This is a genomic window from Sphingobium aromaticiconvertens (genome assembly GCF_037154075.1).
GTDB lineage: Bacteria > Pseudomonadota > Alphaproteobacteria > Sphingomonadales > Sphingomonadaceae > Sphingobium > Sphingobium aromaticiconvertens.
Window position 1 is genome coordinate 4,579,045 of sequence record NZ_JBANRJ010000001.1, and the last position, 23,307, is coordinate 4,602,351.

25 protein-coding genes, 1 pseudogene and 1 other annotated feature are annotated in these 23,307 nt (G+C 60.3%); of the genes and pseudogenes, 17 read left to right on the forward strand and 9 right to left on the reverse strand.

Annotated features, from left to right (window positions below):
- The first annotated feature begins 75 nt into the window (after positions 1 to 75).
- Together WFR25_RS22160 and WFR25_RS22165 are read left to right on the forward strand one after the other, a co-directional pair.
- Positions 76 to 279: a hypothetical protein gene (locus WFR25_RS22160; protein ID WP_336973746.1), complete on the forward strand. Its 204-nt coding sequence runs from the start codon at positions 76 to 78 to the stop codon at positions 277 to 279.
- A gap of 52 nt (positions 280 to 331) precedes the next feature.
- The gene (locus WFR25_RS22165; RefSeq protein ID WP_336973749.1) at positions 332 to 655 is read left to right on the forward strand and encodes a helix-turn-helix domain-containing transcriptional regulator; all 324 of its coding nucleotides are present in this window, start codon (positions 332 to 334) and stop codon (positions 653 to 655) included.
- A 361-nt stretch (positions 656 to 1,016) separates the two neighbouring features.
- Here WFR25_RS22165 and WFR25_RS22170 read toward each other — a convergent pair whose 3' ends face one another.
- The gene (locus WFR25_RS22170; RefSeq protein ID WP_336973751.1) at positions 1,017 to 1,505 is read right to left on the reverse strand and encodes a MarR family winged helix-turn-helix transcriptional regulator; all 489 of its coding nucleotides are present in this window, start codon (positions 1,503 to 1,505) and stop codon (positions 1,017 to 1,019) included.
- A 265-nt stretch (positions 1,506 to 1,770) separates the two neighbouring features.
- On the opposite strand from WFR25_RS22170, the gene ectA reads away from it, so the two are divergent.
- The 11 genes from ectA (at position 1,771) to WFR25_RS22225 (ending at position 13,954) form a co-directional block, all read left to right on the forward strand.
- Positions 1,771 to 2,262 carry a diaminobutyrate acetyltransferase gene (gene ectA / locus WFR25_RS22175; protein WP_336975001.1) on the forward strand — a complete coding sequence of 164 codons (492 nt, stop codon included), beginning with the start codon at positions 1,771 to 1,773 and terminating at the stop codon, positions 2,260 to 2,262.
- 11 nt (positions 2,263 to 2,273) lie between these two features.
- Positions 2,274 to 3,584: a diaminobutyrate--2-oxoglutarate transaminase gene (gene ectB, locus WFR25_RS22180; RefSeq protein ID WP_336973752.1), complete on the forward strand. Its 1,311-nt coding sequence runs from the start codon at positions 2,274 to 2,276 to the stop codon at positions 3,582 to 3,584.
- A gap of 15 nt (positions 3,585 to 3,599) precedes the next feature.
- Positions 3,600 to 4,013 (forward strand): ectoine synthase, encoded by a 414-nt coding sequence (locus WFR25_RS22185; RefSeq protein WP_336973754.1) that lies wholly within the window; start codon positions 3,600 to 3,602, stop codon positions 4,011 to 4,013.
- 30 nt (positions 4,014 to 4,043) lie between these two features.
- Positions 4,044 to 4,964, forward strand: a complete 921-nt coding sequence (thpD, locus tag WFR25_RS22190; RefSeq protein ID WP_336973755.1) for an ectoine hydroxylase — start codon at positions 4,044 to 4,046, stop codon at positions 4,962 to 4,964.
- A complete protein-coding gene (locus WFR25_RS22195) occupies positions 4,961 to 6,403 on the forward strand; it encodes an aspartate kinase (protein ID WP_336973757.1) in 1,443 nt (480 codons plus the stop codon). The genes thpD and WFR25_RS22195 overlap by 4 nt, the downstream gene beginning before the upstream one ends.
- A gap of 20 nt (positions 6,404 to 6,423) precedes the next feature.
- Positions 6,424 to 7,659: an MFS transporter gene (locus tag WFR25_RS22200; RefSeq protein ID WP_336973758.1), complete on the forward strand. Its 1,236-nt coding sequence runs from the start codon at positions 6,424 to 6,426 to the stop codon at positions 7,657 to 7,659.
- A complete protein-coding gene (locus WFR25_RS22205; RefSeq protein WP_336973759.1) occupies positions 7,656 to 8,987 on the forward strand; it encodes an MFS transporter in 1,332 nt (443 codons plus the stop codon). Before WFR25_RS22200 ends, WFR25_RS22205 begins: the two co-directional genes overlap by 4 nt.
- Before the next feature lie 5 nt (positions 8,988 to 8,992).
- Entirely contained in the window at positions 8,993 to 10,237 is a 1,245-nt protein-coding gene (locus WFR25_RS22210) for a mechanosensitive ion channel family protein (RefSeq protein ID WP_336973761.1), read from the forward strand.
- A gap of 179 nt (positions 10,238 to 10,416) precedes the next feature.
- Positions 10,417 to 10,472, forward strand: a sequence feature (sul1 is cis-regulatory element that is thought to sense ions involved in sulfur or methionine metabolism; They are found in Alphaproteobacteria).
- A 71-nt stretch (positions 10,473 to 10,543) separates the two neighbouring features.
- Positions 10,544 to 12,025 carry a SulP family inorganic anion transporter gene (locus WFR25_RS22215; protein WP_336975002.1) on the forward strand — a complete coding sequence of 494 codons (1,482 nt, stop codon included), beginning with the start codon at positions 10,544 to 10,546 and terminating at the stop codon, positions 12,023 to 12,025.
- A 287-nt stretch (positions 12,026 to 12,312) separates the two neighbouring features.
- Entirely contained in the window at positions 12,313 to 12,648 is a 336-nt protein-coding gene (locus WFR25_RS22220) for a helix-turn-helix transcriptional regulator (RefSeq protein ID WP_336973763.1), read from the forward strand.
- Positions 12,638 to 13,954 (forward strand): type II toxin-antitoxin system HipA family toxin, encoded by a 1,317-nt coding sequence (locus WFR25_RS22225; protein WP_336973765.1) that lies wholly within the window; start codon positions 12,638 to 12,640, stop codon positions 13,952 to 13,954. Before WFR25_RS22220 ends, WFR25_RS22225 begins: the two co-directional genes overlap by 11 nt.
- Before the next feature lie 73 nt (positions 13,955 to 14,027).
- Here WFR25_RS22225 and msrB (WFR25_RS22230) read toward each other — a convergent pair.
- Positions 14,028 to 14,536, reverse strand: a pseudogene (gene msrB / locus WFR25_RS22230) (peptide-methionine (R)-S-oxide reductase MsrB).
- Between the two features lie 110 nt (positions 14,537 to 14,646).
- Here msrB (WFR25_RS22230) and msrA point away from each other — a divergent pair.
- Positions 14,647 to 15,315 carry a peptide-methionine (S)-S-oxide reductase MsrA gene (gene msrA, locus WFR25_RS22235; RefSeq protein WP_336973766.1) on the forward strand — a complete coding sequence of 223 codons (669 nt, stop codon included), beginning with the start codon at positions 14,647 to 14,649 and terminating at the stop codon, positions 15,313 to 15,315.
- Positions 15,316 to 15,392: 77 nt separating this feature from the next.
- Positions 15,393 to 15,914 (forward strand): DUF1993 domain-containing protein, encoded by a 522-nt coding sequence (locus WFR25_RS22240; protein ID WP_336973767.1) that lies wholly within the window; start codon positions 15,393 to 15,395, stop codon positions 15,912 to 15,914.
- 15 nt (positions 15,915 to 15,929) lie between these two features.
- On the opposite strand, the gene msrB (WFR25_RS22245) is transcribed toward WFR25_RS22240, so the two are convergent.
- The 5 genes from msrB (WFR25_RS22245) to WFR25_RS22265 all read right to left on the reverse strand — a co-directional run bounded on the left by msrB (WFR25_RS22245) (position 15,930) and on the right by WFR25_RS22265 (position 19,173).
- Positions 15,930 to 16,385, reverse strand: coding sequence for a peptide-methionine (R)-S-oxide reductase MsrB (gene msrB / locus WFR25_RS22245; RefSeq protein WP_336973768.1), 456 nt, complete (start codon positions 16,383 to 16,385; stop codon positions 15,930 to 15,932).
- A gap of 58 nt (positions 16,386 to 16,443) precedes the next feature.
- Positions 16,444 to 17,205, reverse strand: coding sequence for a molybdopterin-binding protein (locus WFR25_RS22250; protein ID WP_336973770.1), 762 nt, complete (start codon positions 17,203 to 17,205; stop codon positions 16,444 to 16,446).
- Positions 17,202 to 18,020, reverse strand: a complete 819-nt coding sequence (locus WFR25_RS22255) for a cytochrome b/b6 domain-containing protein (protein ID WP_336973772.1) — start codon at positions 18,018 to 18,020, stop codon at positions 17,202 to 17,204. The genes WFR25_RS22250 and WFR25_RS22255 overlap by 4 nt, the downstream gene beginning before the upstream one ends.
- Positions 18,021 to 18,090: 70 nt before the next feature.
- On the reverse strand, positions 18,091 to 18,363 hold the full coding sequence (locus tag WFR25_RS22260; protein WP_336973774.1) for a hypothetical protein: 273 nt from the start codon (positions 18,361 to 18,363) through the stop codon (positions 18,091 to 18,093).
- A gap of 69 nt (positions 18,364 to 18,432) precedes the next feature.
- Entirely contained in the window at positions 18,433 to 19,173 is a 741-nt protein-coding gene (locus tag WFR25_RS22265; RefSeq protein WP_336973776.1) for a DUF1223 domain-containing protein, read from the reverse strand.
- A 218-nt stretch (positions 19,174 to 19,391) separates the two neighbouring features.
- Here WFR25_RS22265 and WFR25_RS22270 point away from each other — a divergent pair, with 218 nt between their 5' ends.
- Positions 19,392 to 19,928: a sigma-70 family RNA polymerase sigma factor gene (locus tag WFR25_RS22270; RefSeq protein ID WP_336973778.1), complete on the forward strand. Its 537-nt coding sequence runs from the start codon at positions 19,392 to 19,394 to the stop codon at positions 19,926 to 19,928.
- Positions 19,925 to 20,566 (forward strand): DUF1109 domain-containing protein, encoded by a 642-nt coding sequence (locus tag WFR25_RS22275; RefSeq protein ID WP_336973779.1) that lies wholly within the window; start codon positions 19,925 to 19,927, stop codon positions 20,564 to 20,566. The genes WFR25_RS22270 and WFR25_RS22275 overlap by 4 nt, the downstream gene beginning before the upstream one ends.
- A gap of 3 nt (positions 20,567 to 20,569) precedes the next feature.
- On the opposite strand, the gene WFR25_RS22280 is transcribed toward WFR25_RS22275, so the two are convergent.
- Together WFR25_RS22280 and WFR25_RS22285 are read right to left on the reverse strand one after the other, a co-directional pair.
- Entirely contained in the window at positions 20,570 to 21,979 is a 1,410-nt protein-coding gene (locus WFR25_RS22280) for a DUF2254 domain-containing protein (RefSeq protein WP_336973780.1), read from the reverse strand.
- A complete protein-coding gene (locus tag WFR25_RS22285) occupies positions 21,976 to 23,256 on the reverse strand; it encodes a cation:proton antiporter (protein WP_336973781.1) in 1,281 nt (426 codons plus the stop codon). The genes WFR25_RS22280 and WFR25_RS22285 overlap by 4 nt, the downstream gene beginning before the upstream one ends.
- Between the last annotated feature and the right edge of the window lie 51 nt (positions 23,257 to 23,307).

A 23,307-nucleotide genomic window follows, 5' to 3' on the forward strand; every position in this document is an offset into this window, starting at 1 on the left:
GAATATATCCGCGAGAACGGTTCCTGTCCGTTCCGGTCATGGTTCGAAGGTCTGGATCCACAGGCGTCCGCCAAAGTGGCGACAGCCATAGTGCGGTTGGAGTTGGGTAACGCCTCGAATGTCAAATGGATCGGCGGCGGCCTGGGAGAATATCGGATCGACTGGGGGCCAGGCTATCGACTCTATCTCACTAAAGATAGCGATGAACTCGTCATCCTGTTCGTAAGTGGGACGAGAAACGGCAACAGTCAGACATCGATCAGGCTGGGGTGCTGCTGAATGAATACAAGGTCAGCAGGGCGACCGGCAAAAAAAGGCAGAAAGTAGCGAGATGGCGCTGACCCGAGATTTCAAGGAAACGGTGAAGGAACGCGCCACGCGCGACCCCGCCTTCGCCAAGGCCATGCTCGATGAGGCGGCAACCGCTTTCCTTAACGGCGAACCGCATGTCGCGCGCCTGATCCTGCGCGATCTGGTCAACGCTTCGGTTGGTTTCGAGGCACTGGCCGAGGAGACCAGACATCCGAGCAAAAGTCTGCATCGGATGCTGTCCGAAAAGGGTAATCCCAGCATGGATAATTTGGCGGCAATTTTCGGTGCCGTTCGCAAGCGACTTGGCGTGGCATTCGAAGCGCATACCGTGGAGGCCGCTTGAACCGCCCCAGGGTTTGCTGAAGGCCGTTTGGCTTAAGCTAGCGACGGTGGTGCGTTGCCCAGCTCTGTTCGGCTTCGGCAGCTGCATAAGACCCTTTTCGCAGTAATCGATAGAAAGCCTATCGAAAAACATGATTTGCGATAAATAGTTGTGGCTACTCGCGGCCAACATACGCCGTTTAGCGGCTATGGCACGAACGTCGGCTTACATCGTAACTAGACATTCGCGAGATAGACAGTGGCTGGGCGGCCAAGTGTCCATTTCGGTCGGCGCGTCGCTCACTTTATCAACCTCGCAACCTGCCATCTAATCTGTCCAATGGTTCTTGCTTCTTAAACTACACTTGGTACTTAAACCGATATCATTGCGGCTCTGCACGATCGATCTGCCCACCATCGAGCAACGGCGCCGCATCGATGTTTTGCGCATCCATCAACATGGCCAGCCGTTCGGTCGCAGCTAATATCATGGCCCGCTCCCACATGGGCAGAGCTTCAAAACGATTGGTAAAACGCATTTGCAGCGGGTCCGGCGCATCGGCCAGCGCCTTCATGCCCTCCGATAACAGGCTGAGATGAAACTGGCGCTTGTCTACTTCACTGCGCTGACGCTGGGCAAAGCCGAGGGACACGAGGCGATCGACGATCGCGGTAATCGTAGCCTGGCTGAACTGAAGAGCCTGCGCAATGGTTGAAGGTGTGGTTCGTCCGCGCAAGTCGATCTCGCGCAATACCAGAAGTTGAGAGGGCGTTAGACCGGTGGTCGTGGCTATCTGACGACTGCCGATTTCGGTGGCGCGCAGTACGCGCCGCAATGCGCGCAGGGTAAGCGTTGAAAGTTCAGCGTCCATAGATTTGCGACATAGCGGGAAAGGCGGCGCGCTGCCAATTCCCTTCTAATGATGGATATATTCCTTCACTCAATGAAATATATTTTTCCGCTATGGGTTGAAACACATGCTGCAATGCGTCATATACCCGCGCACCTCACCGGGACACCTCTGCCGTTCTGTTAAAATATAATTCGGGAGATGAACAATCTTTGATTCCCAAGCTACAGCGGCCCCCGCGCCGCCACGGGCTTCTGCGCGCTCCGAAGTGAGCGAGGGGCAGGACATCGACTTTAGAAGGCCCGTCGTCACCGATGGGCCAGCCATCAGCGGATTGATTGCGGCCTGCCCGCCGCTCGATCCCAATTCGGCCTATTGCAACCTGCTGCAATGCACCGATTTCGCCGATAGCTGTATCGTTGCGGAACGCGGCGGAGCGGTGGTTGGCTGGGTATCGGGTTATCGCCCGCCGGTCGCACCCGACACATTCTTCGTCTGGCAGGTTGCCGTGTCGCCCGCAGCGCGCGGCCAACGCCTGGCCGGGCGCATGATCGATGCGTTGCTGGCGCGCTCGGCGCAGGCAGGCGTCACGCAAGTGACGACCACCATCACCGACGATAATCGCGTATCCTGGGCCTTGTTCGAAGGGCTGGCGCGTCGCTGGAACGCCCCCTTCCAAAAGAGCGCGCGGTTCGAACGCGAAGCCCATTTTGCGGGCGCCCACGCCACCGAATGGCAGGCGCAGATCGGCCCTCTGCCGCTGTCGGCGCGCCCCTGAGGAGATTCCCCATGACCATCATTACCCACCCCAAACCGACCGCCGCCATTCCCGATACCGCCATTTATGAACGGCGTGAATCCGTGGTGCGCAGCTATGCCCGCGCCATGCCGCGCCAGTTCAACCGCGCGCAGGGCGTGTGGATGTACGACAATCAGGGGGGGCGTTATCTGGACTTCCTGTCAGGCTGCTCGACGCTGAATTACGGGCATAATCATCCTGTGCTCAAAAGCGCGCTGGTCGACTATATCGCCGGGGATGGCATCACCCATGCCCTTGACCTGCATACTGACGCCAAGGCGGATTTCCTGACTGCGCTGGAGGATGTGATCCTGACGCCCCGTGGCCTGGACTATCGCGCCATGTTCACCGGGCCGACTGGCACCAACGCGGTGGAAGCGGCGATCAAGCTGGCGCGCAAAATTACCGGGCGCGAGTTGGTGATCGCCTTTAGCAACGGTTTCCACGGCATGACGCTGGGCGCGCTCGCCTGCACCGGCAACGCTGCCAAGCGCGGCGGCGCGGGCGTACCGCTAAGCCATGTATCGCACGAACCCTATGACGGCTATCATGGCCCGGATGTCGATACCGCCGAGTTGCTGGAACGGCGGCTGTCCGATCCGTCGAGCGGCCTGGACGCGCCCGCCGCCATATTGGTTGAAACGGTCCAGGGCGAAGGCGGGCTGAACGCAGCCTCACCCCAATGGCTGCGCCGCATCGCGGACATTGCGAAACGCCACGGCGCGCTGATGATCGTGGACGACATTCAGGCCGGTTGCGGCCGGACCGGCAACTTCTTCAGCTTTGAAGGCATGGGCTTCACGCCTGACATCGTCACCATGGCAAAGTCGCTGTCGGGCATGGGCCTGCCTTTTGCGCTGACCCTGTTCCGGCCCGAACTCGACCAATGGTCGCCGGGCGAACATAATGGCACCTTCCGCGGCAACAATCATGCCTTCGTGACCGCCACGGCCACGCTGCGCCATTTCTGGAGCAGCGACAGCTTTCAGCAGGACATCGCCCGCCGGGGCGCAATGATCGAACGACGGCTGGACGCCATGGCCGCCGAACATGGCCTGTCCACGCGCGGTCGTGGCATGATGCGCGGCATTGATGTAGGATCGGGCGACGTTGCGCAAACCATCACCGCCGCCTGCTTCGCGCAGGGGCTGATTATCGAAACCAGCGGCGCGTTTGACGAGATCGTCAAGGTGCTGGCGCCCCTCGTGATCGAGGATTCCGTCCTGTCGGTCGGCCTCGACATTCTTGAGCAGAGCGTCCGTTCCGCCCTGACCGTCACCTATGGCCTCGCCGCAGAATAAGAGGAGATACGAGATATGCTCGTTCGCAAATTGCAGGACATCCGCAAATCCGACCGCAATGTGAAGTCCAAAGGCTGGGAAAGCGCACGCCTTCTGCTGAAGAACGACAATATGGGCTTTTCCTTCCACGTCACCAAAATGTACGCGGGCGAAGAATTGCACATGCACTATCAGAACCATCTGGAAGCGGTCCTAGTGCTGAAAGGCACAGGCACGATCGAGGATCTGGGGACAGGTATGACGCATCAGCTTGCGCCCGGCGTCATGTATGCACTCAACGCGCACGACCAGCATATCGTGCGGCCAGATACGGACATAGTGTGCGCCTGCACCTTCAACCCGCCCGTCACCGGCAGCGAAGTGCATGACGAAAATGGCGCCTATCCTGCCGACAGTGCGGACGCGCGCGAGCCTGCACTGACCACCTGAATTTTCGAACAAAAAGAAGGGGCAATTCCCTTGAAAGACATCTACCCATCCCGCCACGCACAGGTGGCGGAGTTTTTGCCGCGCCTCGACTCCGTCGTTCATAGCGACTGGAGCGAGGGTGCTCCCGTCACTCGTAGCCAGGCCGAACAGTTCGACCGCGACGGCTATCTGGTGCTGGAAGACATATTCGGCGACGACGAAATCGCCTTCCTCCAGCGTGAAGCCGGTACGTTGCTGGCCGATCCCGATGCACTGGAAGAGGAAACCGTGATTACCGAACCGGGGGGCAAGGAAGTCCGTTCCATCTTCCGCATTCATGCCCAGAGCCGGGCGATCGCGCGGCTGGCAGCCGATGTGCGGCTGGCCGGTGTCGCCGGCTTCCTGCTGGGCGATGAAGTCTACGTGCACCAGTCGCGGCTCAACTATAAGCCGGGCTTTCAAGGCAAGGAATTCTACTGGCACAGCGATTTCGAAACCTGGCATGTCGAAGACGGGATGCCACGCATGCGGGCCTTGTCCATGTCGGTGCTGCTGGCGGAAAACACACCGCATAACGGCCCGCTGATGCTGATTCCCGGATCGCACCGTCATTATCTGACCTGCGTCGGTGAAACGCCCGAAGATCACTATCGCCAGTCGCTCAAGAAACAGGAATATGGCGTCCCGGACGAAGACAGCCTGGCCGAACTGGCGCATAAATTCGGGATCGTCGCACCGACCGGCAAGCCGGGATCGGTGGTGATCTTCGACTGCAACATCATGCATGGGTCGAACGGCAACATCACCCCCTTCCCGCGCGCCAATGCCTTCCTGGTCTATAACGCGGTGTCGAACCGCCTGACTGCGCCCTTCGGCGTCGATACGCCGCGCCCAGCCTTCATTGCTGCGCGTGGTGAGCCGGATGCGATCACGCCCGTCACTGGACCATTGATAGCGCAGGTGCCGGCATGAGCAATATCCATAGCGTCGAGAAAATCGGCGGCACATCCATGGCCGCCACCGCGACCCTTTTCGACAATGTGCTGATCGGCGGGCGCAAGGATGCGGACCTCTATAATCGTATCTTCGTCGTGTCGGCCTATGCCGGCATGACCGACCTGCTGCTGGAGCATAAGAAAAGCGGTGAGCCGGGCGTTTATGCGCGCTTCGTTGCAGATGACAATATCCAGGGCTGGCGCCAGGCAATGGAACGGGTGCGCCGCGCCATGCAGGATCGCAACGCCGCCATGTTCGTGCGCGCCGACCGGTTGGCCGAGGCGAACGCCTTTGTCGATATACGGATCGACGCCGTCGCCGCCTGCCTGGACGATCTAGCTCGGCTGCGCAGCCATGGCCGTTTCTGCGTCAAAGAACAGTTGATGACGGTGCGCGAGTTGCTCGCTGGCCTTGGCGAAGCGCACAGCGCCCATTCGACGGCGCTGTTGTTGCGCGATCGCGGCGTCAACGCGCAGTTCGTTGACCTGACCCTGTGGGACCAGCAGGACATGCGCGAACTGGACGAGCGGATAAGCGAGGTCTTCGCGCCGATCGACCTGACCATCACCCTCCCCATCGTCACCGGCTATGCCGGATGCAGTGAGGGCATGGTGCGCCGCTATGCGCGCGGTTATTCCGAAATGACCTTTTCCCGTATTGCCGTCATGACGGGTGCGCGTGAGGCGATCATCCACAAGGAATTTCACCTGTCGAGCGCGGACCCGCGGCTGGTGGGCAACCACAAGGCGCGCAAGATCGGCCGCACCAATTATGACGTGGCGGACCAGTTGGCGAACCTGGGCATGGAGGCGATCCATCCGGGTGCGGGCCGGGGGTTGCGCCAAACGGATATTCCGCTGCGCGTGCGCAACACCTTCGACCGGGAGGATGGCGGGACGCTCATTTGCAGCGCTTATGTTTCCGACACGCCCCGCGTCGAGATCGTGACTGGGGTGCGCCATGCGCAGGCACTCCAGTTTTTCGAGCAGGATATGGTCGGGGTGAAGGGCTATGACGCCGCCATCCTCGAAGCGCTAACCCAACATGGCGCGTGGATCGTCAGCAAGGCGTCCAACGCCAACACCATCACCCATTATCTGTCGGCGGATGCGGCGACGGTGAAACGGGTGATCGCCGATCTTCAGGCGCGTTATCCCGATGCGGCTATCTCGGCCCAGCCGGTGGCGATCGTGTCGGTGATCGGCAGCGACATATCGCGACCGGGGCTGATGACCGACGCATTGCAGGCCCTGGCCGCCGCGCATGTGCCGATCGTCGCGATGCAGCACCAAATCCGCAATGTCGATGTCCAGTTCATGGTGGACGTCGATCATTATGATGACGCGGTAGGTGCCCTGCACCATGTTCTGGTGGAAGATGGGACAGGCAAAGCGGAGGCTCGGCGCGCGGCCTGATCCGCGTCCCGTCCGATATCATGTTCGCCGCAATCCATCCCGTCCGCAGCCTGCTGCTCGCCATCTTCATGTTGATGGCGGGCAGCGGCTTCCTGTCAACGCTGATTGGCCTTCGGCTGGAGCGGGCGGGGGCTGGCACCATGGCAATCGGTGCAGTCGCCACCGCCTATTTCGGCGGACTGGTGATCGGCGCGCTGCGTGCGGGCGGCATCGTGCGCGAAGTCGGGCATATCCGCGCCTTTGCCGCTTTTGTGTCGCTGCTATCTGCCAGCACGCTGGCTTACGCGCTTGTGCAGTTTCCACTCTTTTGGACGATGCTGCGACTGATCGACGGCATTTGCGTCGCCGGCGTGTTCATCTGCCTGGAAAGCTGGCTCAACGACCGGGCCGAGGCGGAAACGCGCGGCAGCGTACTCGCCGCCTATATGGTCGCGCTCTATTCAGGGCAGGCGGTCGGGCAATTGCTGCTGGCGGCGAGCGGCACGCTGCCTGCCGTGCCCTTCCAGCTGGCCTCCATCCTCATTTCCCTGGCGATCATTCCGCTCTGCCTGACGCGCAGCGCTGCGCCCGCGCCGGTGGAGGCGCAGGCCTTTTCGATCCGTGCCCTCTATGCCGCATCGCCGCTCGGCACATTCGGCGCGGTCACGACCGGGCTGATGCTGGGCGCTTTCTACGGCATGGCGGCCGTTCATGTGCGGCGGCTGGGGCTGGATCTGGGCGCGACTGCCAGCTTCATGACGATCGTGATCCTGGGCGGCGTGGCGCTGCAATGGCCGCTCGGTCGCTTATCGGACCGGCTCGATCGGCGGCGCGTGATCGTGGGCTGCTTCGCGGCCACCATGGCCGTTTGCCTGATGCTGACTATGCTGGTGTCTGCAGGGCCATTGCTTCTGGGTTTGGGAGCGTTGTTTGGCGGCCTCAGCTTCGCCCTCTATCCGCTGTGCGTCGCGCATTGCAACGACCGGCTGCTGGCTACGGAGCGAGTGGCGGCGAGCGGCCGACTGGTGCTGCTTTATTCGGTTGGCGCCGCGATCGGCCCGCTGGGTGCGGCCATGCTGATGAGCGTCGCTCCGGGGGGTGGCCTGTTTCTTTTCATCGCCCTGTGCGCGGGAGCGACGCTTGCGTTCGGCCTGTGGCGTCAGACCGCTACACCGTCCGTGCCGGTGCCAGACCAGCAGGATTTTCAGATCGTTCCGCGCACGACGCCGATGGCATCCTTGCTCGATCCCAATACCGCAGATGGACATATGTCATGACCACCTCCACACCTATCCATTCGCCACCTCAGGACAGGGTCGATGACGCCACGCTACGCCGGGCCATCGCCGCCTCTGCGCTCGGCAATGCGACTGAATGGTTCGACTATGGCATCTATGCCTATGGCGTCACCTATATTTCGGCCGCGCTATTTCCCGGCGACGTCGATGATGCCGTGCTGTTCGCGCTGGCGACCTTCGCCATTTCCTTCCTTGTGCGGCCATTGGGCGGACTGTTCTGGGGACCGCTGGGCGATCGACTGGGGCGCAAATCTGTGCTAGCGCTTACCATATTGCTGATGTCCGGCGCGACGCTGGCGGTCGGCCTCATCCCATCCTACGCGCAGATCGGTTGGGGCGCGCCTGCGCTGCTGATCGGGCTGCGCATGGTACAGGGCTTTTCCACCGGCGGCGAATATGGCGGCGCGGCAACCTTCATGGCCGAATATGCGCCCGACGACCGGCGCGGCTTCTATGGCAGTTTTCTGGAGTTCGGCACGTTGGCGGGCTTTTCCTTTGGCGCCGTGCTGATGCTTGGCTTCTCGCTGTTGCTGGGGGACGCGGCAATGCATGATTGGGGCTGGCGCATCCCATTCCTGGTCGCAGCCCCCATGGGCCTTGTCGGCATGTATCTGCGATCGAGGATGGAGGACACGCCAGTCTTTCGCGAACAGGCCGTCGAAGGCAGCGGATCGCCTCCGCTCAGAACGTTGATGCGCGACCATTGGCGACCAATGCTGGTCGTGAGTGGGTTGGTCGTGGCGCTCAACGTCGTCAACTATACGCTGCTCAGCTACATGCCGACCTATTTGCAGCGGCGCATCGGCCTCTCGCCGGACGAAGCGCTGGTCGTGCCGATCATCGGCATGGTCTTCATGATGTTCTTCCTGCCGTTCGCGGGCCATCTGTCGGATCGGATCGGGCGCAAACCGATGTGGCGCCTGTCGCTGATCGGGCTTCTGCTGAGTATATTGCCGCTCTACATGCTGATGGCGACGGGGTTCGTCGGTGCGATCATGGGCTTCGCGCTGCTAGGCCTGCTCTATGTGCCACAACTGGCCACGATTTCCGCGACCTTCCCGGCGCTGTTCCCGACGCCTGTTCGGTTCGCAGGCTTCGCGATCGCCTACAACATGTCCACGTCGCTGTTCGGTGGAACCGCGCCTGCAATCGGCAGCAGTCTGATCCGCGCCACCGGCAACGACCTGATGCCGGCATTTTACATGATGATGGCCTGCGTCGTCGGCCTTATCGCGCTCTGCTTCATGCCCGAAACGGCTGGGCGTTCGCTGCATGAAAATGTCTTCGCCGATCGGACGGGCACATGACATGGATGACTGACAATATCATGGCTGTCGTGACCGGCGGCCATTTCGATCAACCCTGGTTGCAGGCAATGTTGGCGATCATGCTGCTGATCGCGATCGCCTGGATAGCGAACTGGGTCGCAAAACGCCTTGTCCTCACATTGGTCGTCAAGCTGCTGGAGCGTCGGCCTTTCGCCCTGGAAGCCCAGCATCTGGGGTCGATTGTCGCCCGGCTTTCGAACATCGTGCCGGCGCTGATCATCCAGGTGGGGATCGAGAGTGTCCCGCACCTTCCCGGTTGGATCGCTCTTTTCATCCGCAGCCTGTGCGCAGCCTTCATCATCCTGACCATCGCGATCGCGCTCAGCGGCGGGCTTGGTCTGATGAACGATCTGTATCAGCGGCGCCCCGATGCCGCCAACCGACCGATCAAAGGCTATGTCCAGGTCGGCAAGCTGATCATCTACGCCGCGGCGGCCATATTGGGGATCGCGGCGCTGATGAACCAGTCCCCGTTGCTGTTGTTGTCGGGGCTTGGCGCGATGGCGGCTGTCCTGATGCTGGTGTTCAAGGACACCATATTATCCCTGGTGGCATCGGTTCAGATCGGCTCTAACGATATGGTCCGCGTGGGCGACTGGATCGAAATGCCGCAACTCGACGCCAATGGCGACGTGATCGATATCGCCCTGCATACGGTCAAGATCCAGAATTTCGACAAGACCATCACGACCATTCCAACCTACCGCCTGATCACGGAAAGCTTTCGCAACTGGCGCGGGATGCAGGAATCTGGCGGTCGGCGGATCATGCGATCCCTGGCCATCGACCAGAATAGCATTCGGTTTCTGGACGGCGAGGAACTGGCGGACCTGTCCCGCTTCGGCCTGTTGCGTGAGCATCTTGAAGCAAAGCGGGATGATCTCGATCGATGGAACAGGAAACATGCTCATGATCAGATACTCGATAGCCGTCGGCTGACCAACATCGGCAGCTTTCGGGCCTATATCCTTGCCTACCTCAAGGCACGGCCGGATATTGCGGTGAACAAGACCTTGCTGGTACGCCAACTTGCGCCGACGGAAGATGGATTGCCGCTGGAAATCTACGCCTTCGCTTCCACAGTCCTATGGGCGGAATATGAAGATATTCAGGCCGATATCTTCGATCACCTCGTTGCCATCATGCCAGAATTCGGACTGCGGTTGTTCCAGCGCCCTGCGGGTTCGGATCTGCAACGTGCAACGGACCGACAACTAGGCCGGAGCTGACCCAAATCAGCCGCTCGGCGATCAATCCTTGTTTTCCGGACTCTGACCGCCCGGCTTTCCATGTCTTGTTCGCAAAACAGCCTACCTTGACATAAGCTGCTCCCTAGCAATCATAAACGGCTTGAACCAACGCGCCATGTTGCACTGCGACAAATTTGCAGCTAGTGGGGCGGCAATCGCATGGACCCGGTGCAATTCCGGGTGGCTATTCCGGCCGCCGATCCGCCGGACAACGCACTTCGCACCCAAATATCATGCCGCTATTCAACGGCGGCGCAGCTGCGATTTTTGCGGAATAATCCATTTATGAACATCACGTCCTTAGCTCGGTACCGTGCTGAATGGCTCAACGATGCCATCGGCGCTCGTCGCGATATGTTGGCCGGCATGGTCGGCACTTTCGCGCTCATTCCGGAGGTGATCGCCTTTTCCTTCGTCGCTGGCATTGATCCTGAGGTTGGCCTTTTCGCCTCCTTCGTGATCGGCATTGTCATTGCTTTTGCTGGAGGCCGACCGGCGATGATCTCGGGCGCTGCTGGCTCGGTCGCACTCGTTGTAGCAGCCTTAGTTCATAGCCACGGCCTTCAATATCTTCTTGTCGCGACCCTTTTGGCGGGCGTCCTTCAGATCGTCTTTGGCCTGCTTAAGCTAGACGTCCTTCTACGTTTTGTTTCGCGCTCCGTCCGAACGGGCTTTGTAAACGCCTTGGCGATCCTCATTTTTTCTGCGCAGGTGCCGCAAATGCTTGGCGTAACCTGGCACACCTATGCGATGATCGTTTCGGGTCTCGGAATAATCTATCTGCTGCCTCGCCTAACGACGGCCATCCCCTCGCCGCTTATCTGCATCGTTGTCCTGACGCTAATCAGCATCGCTTACCCAATGCCGATCCATACTGTCTCTGATTTGGGTCGTTTGCCCGCGTCACTTCCCTCATTCCATGTTCCCGACTTTCCGCTCAATCTTGAAGCTTTCTGGATTGTGGCACCTTACGCTTTCGCAATGGCAGCAGTTGGCTTGCTGGAATCGATGATGACCGCGAGCGTGGTTGATGAACTCACTGAAACGACCAGCTCGAAGGCACAGGAATGTACGGGCTTGGGCCTCGCAAATGTTGCTGCCGGTCTTTTCGGAGGCATCGCGGGTTGCGGCATGATCGGGCAAACCGTTGGCAATGTGCGGTATGGCGGCCGAGGACGTCTTTCGACCCTCGTCGCTGGCGTTTTCCTGCTGGTCGTCATGGTTCCGCTGCGTTCATGGATCGCTCAAGTACCAGTCGCGGCGCTCGTCGCGATCATGATCATGGTTTCCATCAGCACATTCTCTTGGGGATCGCTATCTGACCTTGCACGACATCCGAAGGTATCCGGCGTGGTTATGTTGGCCACGGTGGCGGTGACTGTCGCCACGCACGACCTGTCCGCAGGCGTTGCCGTTGGCGTGCTGCTCAGTAGCGTGTTCTTCGCTTTCAAGGTGACAAAATTGATGCGCGTCAAGGAGGAACTCGATCCGCGAACCAGTACGAGAACATACATCGTGTCTGGTCAAATTTTCTTCGCCAGCGCAGAGATTTTTGCTGACCAGTTTGATCTGCGCGATACGGCGCAAAAGATCCGGATCGACCTCACGGCGGCGCATCTCTGGGATGTTACGGCTGTCGGCGCTTTGGAAAACGTCGTTACAAAGATGCGCCGACATGGGATGAGCGTGGAATTGATCGGTCTTAACCAAGCCAGTGCGATCCTAGTCGACCGGCACGCGCCGCTCGTTCGAGAGGCCACAGCCTAATGGTACGCCTCCGCCTATGATGTCGGTAGAGTCAGGAAGGTGACCGGCACACTTCCGTTACAAGCCCCATACTGCTGTGGTGCAATATCATGCCTCCTGACCTAGCGAGGCCAACGCTTTCCCGGGTCAACGTCAACCAGATTCAATTGACCGACATAACAGTCACGAATGGCTTTTATGCCCGACCTCGCGGTCATTCTATTGATTGTTAATTCCCTGCGTGATATTGACCGTTATGGCGGTCCTCAAGCTAGTTAATGACCGCTATAACAAGCATTGAGGCCAATATGAACGCGCATACCCGCACATATTCTCGCGTGACGCGCGAAGCGCTGACCATGATGGGTGGACTCATTCGTCTTGGGCGCAAACAGCGCAAGATGTCGGAAGCTGACCTTTCAGCCCGGATCGGCATCGCGCGCAGCACGCTACAGCTCATTGAGAAGGGTCATCCCAAAGTAGAAATCGGGCTGGTATTTGAGGCCGCGACTCTAGTGGGCGTGCCGTTATTCGTTGACGAACCTTCGCGGCTCGCTCCCGAGATTTCGAGGGTCAACGACAAGCTGGCACTCCTCCCGCAGGCGGTTCGGCATCCGCGCTCGGAGGTGAAAGATGACTTCTGATCGCCCTCGGCCTGTCACTGCGGTTGCCGCTCAAGGTCCTATCCTGCCAGCCACCGAAGCATTCGTGTGGATATGGCTACCGGGGTCGCTTGAACCCATCATCGCCGGGCGGATCGAATTGAACGGAGATGTTTATACCTTCAACTATGGTCGTTCTTATCTTGAACGTGCCGACGCTATGCCAATCTATGCACCGGAGTTGCCTCTCCAGCGTGGCAGGATCATCCCGCAAACCCCGCTGGATATAGCCGGCTGCTTGCGAGACGGCGCTCCGGACGCATGGGGGCGTCGAATCATCATCAATCGTCTAACCGGCCTTCGCAGCAACGCAGCGCACAATGTCGAGTTCGACGAACTGACCTACATGCTCAATTCGGGCTCCGACCGCATTGGCGCGCTCGATTTCCAGACGTCAGCCGATCGGTATCAGCCTCGTGAGCAGGACAATGCGGCGCTCGAGGAACTGCTGGAAGCGGCCGAACGGGTTGAGAGGGGCGAGCCCATCCCCCAGACTCTCGACAACGCGCTGTTCCATGGGAGTTCCATCGGCGGCGCACGTCCCAAAGCCTTGATCCAGGACGGCGAGGACAAGTTCATCGCCAAATTCTCGGCGACAAACGATACCATGGCCGTCGTGAAGGCCGAGTTTGTTGCCATGCGCCTGGCGGCAGAGGTAGGGCTGGACGTCGCGCCAGTCCGCCTGGCGAGGGCAAGTGGCAAGGACGTCCTGCTCGTTCGCCGCTTCGACCGCGAATGGAACGGTACTGGCTGGACACGCCGCGCAATGGTCTCTGCCCTGACCATGTTCGGGCTGGGGGAAATGCAGGCACGCTATGCCAGCTATGTCGATCTGGCCGAAATGGTGCGCACGCGTTTTACCGATCCGCAAGCGACGCTGCGCGAACTGTTCGGGCGCCTGGTCTTCAACGTGCTGACGGGCAACACCGATGACCATGCCCGCAACCATGCCGCTTTCTGGGATGGCGCCAACCTCACGCTGACAAAGGCATACGACATATGCCCGCAGCCACGTAACGGCCGGGAGGCCAATCAGGCGATGTTGGTGAATGGCGAGGATAAGCGCAGCCTTGTGGAAAGCTGCCGATTGTCGGCGTCAAACTTCCTGTTGAGTGACCGGGATGCCCGCGATCTGATCAACCATCAGGTCACTTCGATCACCCAATTATGGGGCGACATTTGCGACGAAGCCGAGTTGAGTAGGGTAGATCGCGGATATCTATGGCGACGCCAGTTCCTCAATGACTATGCTTTCGAAGGCTATGCCGATGGCGCGCCGCAGCTTTGAGCGCGGGTTGCGGCAGACATGGAAAAGCCAATATCCGTAAAAGCCGGTATCCGCGCAAGCGCATGGGCCACGATCAACTACTTATAAAGCGTAACGCGACCCCGTTCATGCAGTAGCGCAGCCCGGTTGGCTTGGGCCCGTCCTTGAAGACGTGGCCCAGATGTCCAGCGCAGCGCGCACAATGCACCTCCGTCCGCGTCATCAAGAGATTGTGATCGGTCTCCGTCGCGACTGCGCGCGGCAGGTGGTCGTAAAAGCTCGGCCATCCGGTTCCACTATCGAACTTGGTAGCGGATGCAAAAAGCGGCAGCGCGCAGCCGGCACAGACGAACCGGCCCTTGCGATGCTCGTCGTTGAGCGGACTCGAATAGGGACGTTCGGTACCGGCCTGGCGCAACACGGTGTAGGCCTGCGGCGACAGGCGTTTTCGCCATCGGCGTCGGTGAGATTGAACATGGCCGTTGTTGCAGCGCTTGCGGGCGATGATCCTGTATCTACCAGGCGCCATGCGACGGCGCCAAGCGCGGCGGTGCTGCACAGGGCAAGAAAATGACGGCGGTCGGAAGCGGAGAGCTGTGTCATATCGTAAATACGCGCCAGCCCCGCGATCGGTTACAGAACTTGCCGTCACGGCGTGTAACCAGCCGACCGCGTCAACCGTATAGATGGAAAGAACCTAAGGAGTATCGATCATGCCCCGCTTTACGCCCTTCGCCGCTGCGCTTCTTGCTGGAGGTGCTCTGCTCGCCGCGATGAGTCCCGGGCTTGCGACCGAGCAGGTCGTTATGGCGCCGGCCGCTGCTGTGACCGAACCGGCCACCGGCCTCAAGGAAACTGCGATATTCGCCGGTGGCTGCTTCTGGGGTGTCGAGGGCATCTTCTCCCATGTGAAGGGCGTGATCAGCGCGACGTCGGGCTATGCCGGCGGCAAGGCGTCGACGGCGGATTATGAAATGGTCTCGTCCGGAACGACGGGACATGCTGAATCGGTCCGGGTGGTCTTCGATCCCGATCAGGTGAACTATGCCGATCTCTTGCGTATCTATTTTTCCGTCGTGGCCGATCCCACTCTGGTTAATCGGCAAGGACCAGATACAGGCACGCAATATCGCTCTGCCCTGTTCCCGACGACCCCCGCGCAGCAGAAGGTCGCGCGCGCCTATATCGACCAGTTGACCGCCGCGCATGTCTACAGCCGACCGATCGCGACGCGGATCGAGAACGGTCAGGCCTTCTTTCCGGCCGAGGCCTATCATCAGGATTTCATGGCCCGCAACCCGACCTATCCCTATATCGTCCATAACGATCAACCCAAGGTCGAGGCGCTCAAGCGCTTGTTTCCCAAAAACTGGAAAGCGTAAGGCGAGGATAGCTCAAGTATGAGTCTGGTCGAAAGCGCGCCCAGTCGCTACTCATGCCGAAAATATGGGAGCTAGACATGGCGTTCACCCTCTATGCGGCGACGATTCCGTCCTATTTGCAGATACTCAGCTCCGTCGAACGCCTCGTCGGCAAGGCAGAAGCCTATTGCGCTGCAAATAACTTGTTGCCCGACGCACTGATCGACGCCCGGCTGGCTCCTGACATGCAGCCCTTCGCCTACCAGGTGAAATCGACGGCGGTGCATTCGATCGGTGCGATCGAGGGGGTGCGAAGGGGCAGCTTCTCGCCCGACATCGCCCCACCGCCGGCAAGCTTCGACGCACTTCGTAATCGGGTAGCCGAGACTATCGCCAGCCTGAAAGGGATGGATCCCGATGAGGTGGAAAGTTTCATAGGCCGCGATATGCGCTTCACCTTCGGCGATAATCATATCGATTTTCTGGCGGAAGATTTCCTCCTCTCCTTCTCCCAGCCCAATTTCTATTTTCACGCGACGACGGCGTATGACATCCTGCGGATGAAGGGGCTGGAGATCGGCAAACACGACTTCAACGGGCGAGTGCGCAAGAAGCTCTGACGGACAAGCGCCATCTCATGGACAGGATATATCCTCTACTTGCGGCAGATAGGCACCATAGTCCTGCGCCTCCATATCGTCGCGGTGGACGAAGCGCAGCGAGGCCGAGTTGATGCAATAGCGCAGGCCGCCCCGGTCCCGCGGACCATCGGTGAAGACATGACCCAAATGACTGTCGCCATGAGCGGACCTTACCTCGGTACGGACCATGCCGAGCGAGCCGTCCTTCAGTTCAGCGACATTGGCCGGTTCGATCGGCTTGGTGAAACTCGGCCAACCGCAACCCGACTCATATTTGTCGGACGAGGCAAAAAGGGGCTCGCCTGAGACGATATCGACATAGATGCCCGGCTCCTTGTGCTTCTCATATTTGCCTGTGCCGGGTCGTTCGGTGCCGCTTTGCTGCGTGACGCGATGTTGTTCGGGCGTTAGCGCGGCGATAGCTTCATCGGTCTTGCGATAGTCTGCCATGATATACCTCCATCGGATGCTATATATGGTGTGCCGGAAAGGCCTTCGCTACCTTGGCCTAAATCCCGGCATACCATTGATAGTCGGCCGAATCCTCCCAATAGCCGCCCTTGCCCGAACCGACTTTGGCGAGGTCGTCGACCAACTCGACCCGCATGACATATTTCGCCTGCTTGTAGCCGAGCTGCCGCTCGACGCGCAGGCGGAGTGGTGCCCCATGACCGACACTTAATAATTCGTCGTTCATGCCCCAGGCTAGGATCGTCTGTGGATGATAGACATCGATCAGGTCGATGCTCTCATAATAGGGTTCACCATCGAAATCGTCCGCACAATGGAAGACGGCGTAACGCGCTGCCGGCAAGGGACCAGCCCCGTCCATCAGCAGCTTTAGCGGCAACCCGCTCCATTTGCCGATCGCGCTCCAGCCCTCGACACAATCATGGCGGGTGATCTGGGTCCGCGTCGGCATGGCCCGAATTTGCGCGAGCGATAGAGCCAGCGGGCGTCGCACAAGGCCATCGACGACAAGCCGCCAGTCGACAAAGCGCTGCACCGCATGGGCCTGGTACGCCTCACTTGTCGGCATGCTGTTGCCGTTCACGCGAAAACTGGGGGACATGTCGGACGGCGAAAATTCGCGCGCTAGCGCATGTCGATCGGTCACGAGTCGCTGTGCCCGACGGGTTAGTCCTTCGCCTGCGCCCAAGACTTGCCTGACCGTCGGCGACGCAACGATCCGATCGCAACCCGCCAGCAGCAGACTGCCAGCCCCAACACCGATCGATCCGATCAGCTTGCGCCGTGTCAGGATCGTCATCGCGCTTTCTCCCGGGGCAATCGGTACCAACCGGTGATCATCGAGCGCAGTTCGTTCACCGGGCCGGCGAGCACGACCATCATAAGATGGACGATGATGAAGGCGACGAGCAGGCTGGCGCAGATGAAGTGGACCGAGCGCGCCGACTGGCGCCCGCCGAACAGATCGAGCAGCCACGGCCAGGCGGCATTCATGCCGGGCGACATGGTAAGGCCGGTCAGTACCATTGTCGGCAGCAACCCGAAGATCACGCCGACATAGCTGAGTTTCTGGAGAATATTATAGCGCCGCGCTGCCTCGCCCCTGGGGAAACGCAGACGGGCATGGTTCTTGACGTCCTGCCAGATGTGCCGTGGGCGCAGTTCCTGCCCTGTAGGGGCGAGGTCGCGCTGGACGTGCCGACTCGCCAGACCCCAGATCCAGAATAAGAGACCGGGAACGACAAGCAGCCACGCGAAGGCAAAATGCCACTGGCGAGCAGCCGCCAGATCATAGCTCGACGGGATCGTGACCAGCGCGGGAAAAGCCAATTCATTGTCACCGGAAATGCCGAGCACGCCGGTGGTAGGGATGGTCACTCCACCAATCTTGAGAAATCCTGCTCCCTCGTTGGCGCCGATCACCAGCCAGGGGGGGTCCTGGTTCGCTCCATATTGCCCCCAGTAGAGCATGGGATGGGCGTTGAAGATCATCAGGCCGCTCATCAGCATGACAATGACGCTAAAGGCGTTGAGCCAATGCCACAGGCGGACCGGTCGCCGCTGCAGGTAGATGAGATCGCTGCCCTCTGGCACGGAACGATCGGGATCGGACATGGCCGGTATCCTGCGTTGTAGGACTGGGGACGGGCGCGACCATATGCCGCACCCGTCAAAGCATGATGCATCAGTGGCCCGGCATCATCTTGTCGGACTTCATCATGGCATCGCCCTTCATCATGTCGGGATGCATCTTCATAATCTTCTTGCAGCCGGCATTCTTCATCATCATATCGTGCGACATCGCCTGACAGGATTGCATCTTCCTGGTGTCTGCGGCCGACATCTTCATCATTTTGTCGGACTTCATGCCGCCTTTCATCATCGCGTCCTGTGCTAGGGCAGGTGTGGCGGCGGCAATAGACATGGCAGAAATCGCTATAAGGGTGAGGATACGCATGGGGTCTTCTCCTTGATTTGGCGTCGTTTAGGGGGACCGGACCGCGACACCGTCGGCCACGGGTAGTGGTTAGAGTTTTCGGGCGGCGATGATGGGACCGCCTGCGCCACGCTGGACCAGTATGGCGGTCGACAGACCGCGTTCACGTGCTGGTGGAAGCGGAAAGGAAGTCGATGACCCGGACCAGTCGCCAAGCTTGGCCAGTTCGCGCACGATGTCGCGATGCGGCAGCGTGCGCCCGCCATTCTCGCCGGCCCGGATCGGAACGTCGCGCGATTTGGGATCATAGCGGACCAGCCAGACGGTCGCGGCCTTGCCTGCCGCTCCCGCGCCAATGCGGACCGACGTGCCATCGACCATAATCGCCGGACCGCCGCGTGGCGCGCCGGCCTTGGCGATAGCCGCATCGAATGCGGGCTTGTCAGCCCCGACCACGGCATGGCTGCCATTGACGATGATTTCAGGGGTAGCGACTTGCCCCCGGCCCGCAGCGGCATAATCCTGCTGTCGCGCGGTAAATCGAGGAGAACCGAACGTGTCCTTCCAGCCCAGCCGGTCCCAATAGGTGACGGCAAAGGACAAGGCGAGAACGTCGGGGCGATCGGCTATCGCGTTCAAATAGGCATTGGCCGGCGGGCAGGACGAGCAGCCCTGACTTTGGAACAGTTCGACAACAACCGGTTGTTGCGCGGAGCCCGACCCAACACCCACCTCGTCCGATGGGAGCGCCAGCGCAACGCCACATGCGGCGACAAGGCTCGCAGCGGAAACCATGCACAGCGCAAAGGATCGTGATCGATGGTTCGGCATCGCGGGACCGCCTCTGGTTTGAACGCCTGGCACGAGAATCGGGCTGACAATCCGGGTTCGTCGCCGACGCGAGTCTGGTTACAGCCGCAAAAATAAAATGCGCGCGAGCCGCAGGAGCGCTACTGGATGATGGCGGCGGTCTAGCGGGCCGATGCCGAAAAATGCGACCATGTGTAACGATTGCCGCGTTTCGCGCGAATGCGTTTTCAGGAGCGTGCATGCGGGCAAGTGAAGACCAGCTCAAGACATGGATGGTGGAAGGCCTCGATGGTAACGCATCGTCGCATGCCAGGCTGCTGCACGCGCTTGTCCCGCTCCTGCGTGATTTTTACCGCCGTACCATCCGTGACGGCCATGCCATCGAGGATCTTGTGCAGGAAACCCTGATCGCCGTTCATACCCGCCGCATGAGCTTCGATAGGAACCGTGCGTTCAAGGCGTGGCTCTTCGCTGTCGCGCGCTACAAAATGATCGACCAGTTCCGGCGTGCACGGCAGACCTGCTCGATAGACGATTTGGAGGATATTCTCGCCTCGGAGAGTTTCGAGGACGCCGCAAACGCACGCATGGACATCGATCAGCTCCTCGCAGAATTGCCCGACAAGCAGTCCCTGCTGATCCGCAAAACCCGCATCGACGGCCATAGCGTCGCAGACACCGCGCGCGAGACCGGCTTTGGCGAATCCGATGTGAAGGTATCGATCCACCGGGGCTTGAAGGCTCTGGCTGCCCGCATCATGGGGGAACGTCGATGAATACCGAATCCCTCATCGAATCCATGACCCGTGACCTGAAGCCCACCCCGCGCCATGCGCTGGAACGACGGCTGACGTTCGGGATGCTGGGCGGCGCTGTCGTCACGCTGCTGCTGATTGCCGTCGTCCTGGGTTTGCGCACCGACCTTGGCCTGGCCATGCAGGGTTTTACCTTCTGGATGAAATGGGCTTACACTATCTCGCTGGGCATCGGCTCCATCATCATGGTCGCGCGCCTGGCAAGACCTGAGCCTGTGAGGTTAACCGGATTCTGGCCGATCGTCCTTCCATTCGCGCTTCTGGCAGCCGTCAGCATGGCCGAAATGGCGCATGTCCCACCTGGGGACTGGTTCGCGATGTGGCTGGGAGATACTTGGAAGAAATGTCCCTGGCTGGTGCTGATGCTGTCGGCGCCGATCTTCGGCGGTTTGCTCTGGTCGTTCAGGCGCCTCGCCCCGACCCGGTTACGCGCGGCAGGAGCTGCCGCTGGCCTGTCGGCGGGGGCCTGGGCCGCAACCCTCTACTGCCTTCATTGCCCGGAGGTATCGGCGGTGTTCGTATTGACGTGGTATACGATGGGCATCCTGTTCGCTGCAGGCATCGGTGCGTTACTCGGTCCGCGCCTGCTGCGCTGGTAGCTGTCAGGCTGTTCCGCCAAGCCACGCCGGACTGTCACGCAACCGCCGCTGATAATCGGGTTCCGCCAGGGCGCGCAGCAGTTGGTCAGCGCGATCCTGAACCGCCGAGAGATTAATGCCGGTCAGCGAGTGTTTGGCCAGTTCCCTGAACGCCTCGACCTGGAGCCTTAGCGTGGCAATCCGACCGGGATCGTCGCAACTCAGCGCCACATCGCCGATGGCGTTGAGGAAGCGCTTGCCCGCGATCATGTCGGCGCTCGCATATTGGGCGAGCGCGCCGAATGCCCGGTCGATGAAACCGGCGAAAGTCATCGGATGCGCGATCACGCGCAAGGCGTCGTCATTATCGGCGCGCAGGCGCGATGGCAGGTCGCGGCGCGCCAGATCCGACAGGGCCGCTCCCAGCCAGTCCAGGCAGCTATTGGCGGTGAAGGGATCGTTTACACCCGGCGATAGCGCCCGCGCCGCGATCTCGACCAGTTCGTCGATCAGGAAGCGCAAATCCTGCAACGCAGTGCGACGCGATCCTATGGCGAACGCGCGTCGCAGCGCCTTTGCCACATCCTCGTCCACATGTTCACCGGGCCATGCCTCTGCCAGCACGCTGCCATGATGGACGAAATCGCCCGACTGATATTGAAGACGGATGACCAGATCGTGCTTCGCCGCCGTCTGGATCAGGCCATCCTCATCGATCAACTGGATGTAGCCGGTGTCCCTGGAGCGAACGGCCGCTTGCCGCTCATAGGCTTTCACCGATGCGTCGGGGCGGAAGGCGGGCGGGATGCGTGGGTCATCCTGCGCTTCCTCCAGCGGTTTGCCGACGAAGAGAGGAAAGCGGTTGTCGATCTCGGTGATCAAGCGCTCGCCGATTTGCTCGATCACGCTATTGATGTGGATGCGCATGGGGACGTGATGGATGAAGAAGATCAGCACTGCGATCGAGCAGAGCACCAGGATCACCGCGACCAGCACCGCCAGCTGCGGAACGAACGCGCCAACGTCCGCGCCGCTCTCACCCGGCGACCGGATAGTGCGCAGGATGATCATGGAATAGAGGAAGGTGGCGATGAAGGTGCCAAGCGTGACCTGATTGCCGCGATCGGACATGAAGTTGCTGAGCAATCGCGGCCCATATTGGCCCGACGCATAAACGACCGCCGCGATCGTAACCGAGAAGGTGGTGCCCGCAACGCCAATCATCGATCCGCCGATCGACGAGAGCAAGCTGCGCGCGCCATCAGGCCGGGCAGCGTAGAGCCATGGCAATCCATCCATCCACTCGCTGCCGAAATGGCTGTCGATATAGATCATCGCCAGCGCCAGCAGCAGCGCCCCCAGAGCCATGATCGTCGGCAAGAACCAGTAGCTTTCCCGCAACTGGTCGGCGATGCGGAGCAGGCGTGCCTTCATGACGTCTTTTCCGTTGGTTGCGCTGTCAGCTTTTCAAGCACCAGCTTGATGGTTCCGCCCTGCACGATGACCGAAAACAGCACCACGATATAGGTTGCCGCCAGCACTACGGACCGCGCCGGGCTGTCCGGCAGGCCAAGTGCCAGCGCGATAGAAATGCCGCCCCGCAGACCGCCCCAGATAAGCGTCACCGGCGCAACCCTGCCATAGTCATGGAGGGGGCGGATCACACGCAGCGGCAATACCACAGACACCGATCGCGACAGCAGGGCGAGCGGGATCGCAGCCACGCCGAGGACAACCAGCCGCATGTCGCCCGGTATGGTCACGACCTCCAGGCCGATCAACAGGAACAGCACCGTGTTTAGGATATCGTCGATCAGATCCCAAAATTTATGGAGATAATCGCGTGTCACGTCGCTCATCGCGTGTGCGACGCCGGCATTGCCGATGATGAGACCTGCCACCGCCATTGCCACCGGGCCGCTGACATGGAGCGGATGTGCAATCGCATAGCCGCCCATCACGACCGCAAGGCTGATCAGCACCTCGACCTTATAGTCATCGATGGAGCGCATCATCAGGAAAGCGATCCAGCCTATCGCCAATCCCAGAGCTATACCCCCACCTGCCTCGACCGCGAAGAGCGATGCGCCATGGCTTATCGTGAGCGGCTCGCCAGATAGCGCGGCGGAGAGCAGGATCGTGAAGATGACCACGCCGACACCATCGTTGAACAGGCTTTCGCCAGCGACGGTCGCCTCCAGTGTCGGGGACACACTGACTTTCTTGAGGACACCCATCACAGATACCGGGTCGGTCGGACTGATGAGCGCCCCGAATATGAAGCACCAGATGGCAGGGACAGCCAGACCGAGCCAGCCCGCCAACAGCATGAAGCCGCCACCGACGAGCAATGTCGAGAGCGCCACACCAAGGGTGCTGAGGATCAGGATTGGCCAGCGTCCCCGATGCATCTCGCGCCAGTCGACGTGCAGCGCGCCGGCAAACAGCAGGAAGGACAGCATCCCGTCCATCAGGGTCGTGTGGAAATCGATCCCGGCGATGAAGGTTACGATGTCGTGGCTGAAATCGGAACCCGGCATGAGCCGGTCGATTCCAACCACCATCAGCGACGCAACCGCGCCCATGACGGTCAGGCCTATCGAGGATGGCAATTTCAAAAAGCGATAGTTCAGATAGCCCAGCACCGCAGCCAGGACGATCAAGATCGCGGCAGCATCGAACGGCGTGAGCGCCAATCCGCCCCCGCTCAAGGCTGGTCTGTCCAATATGCGGGACAGGCTATCTGCTCAGAGCGTTCACCA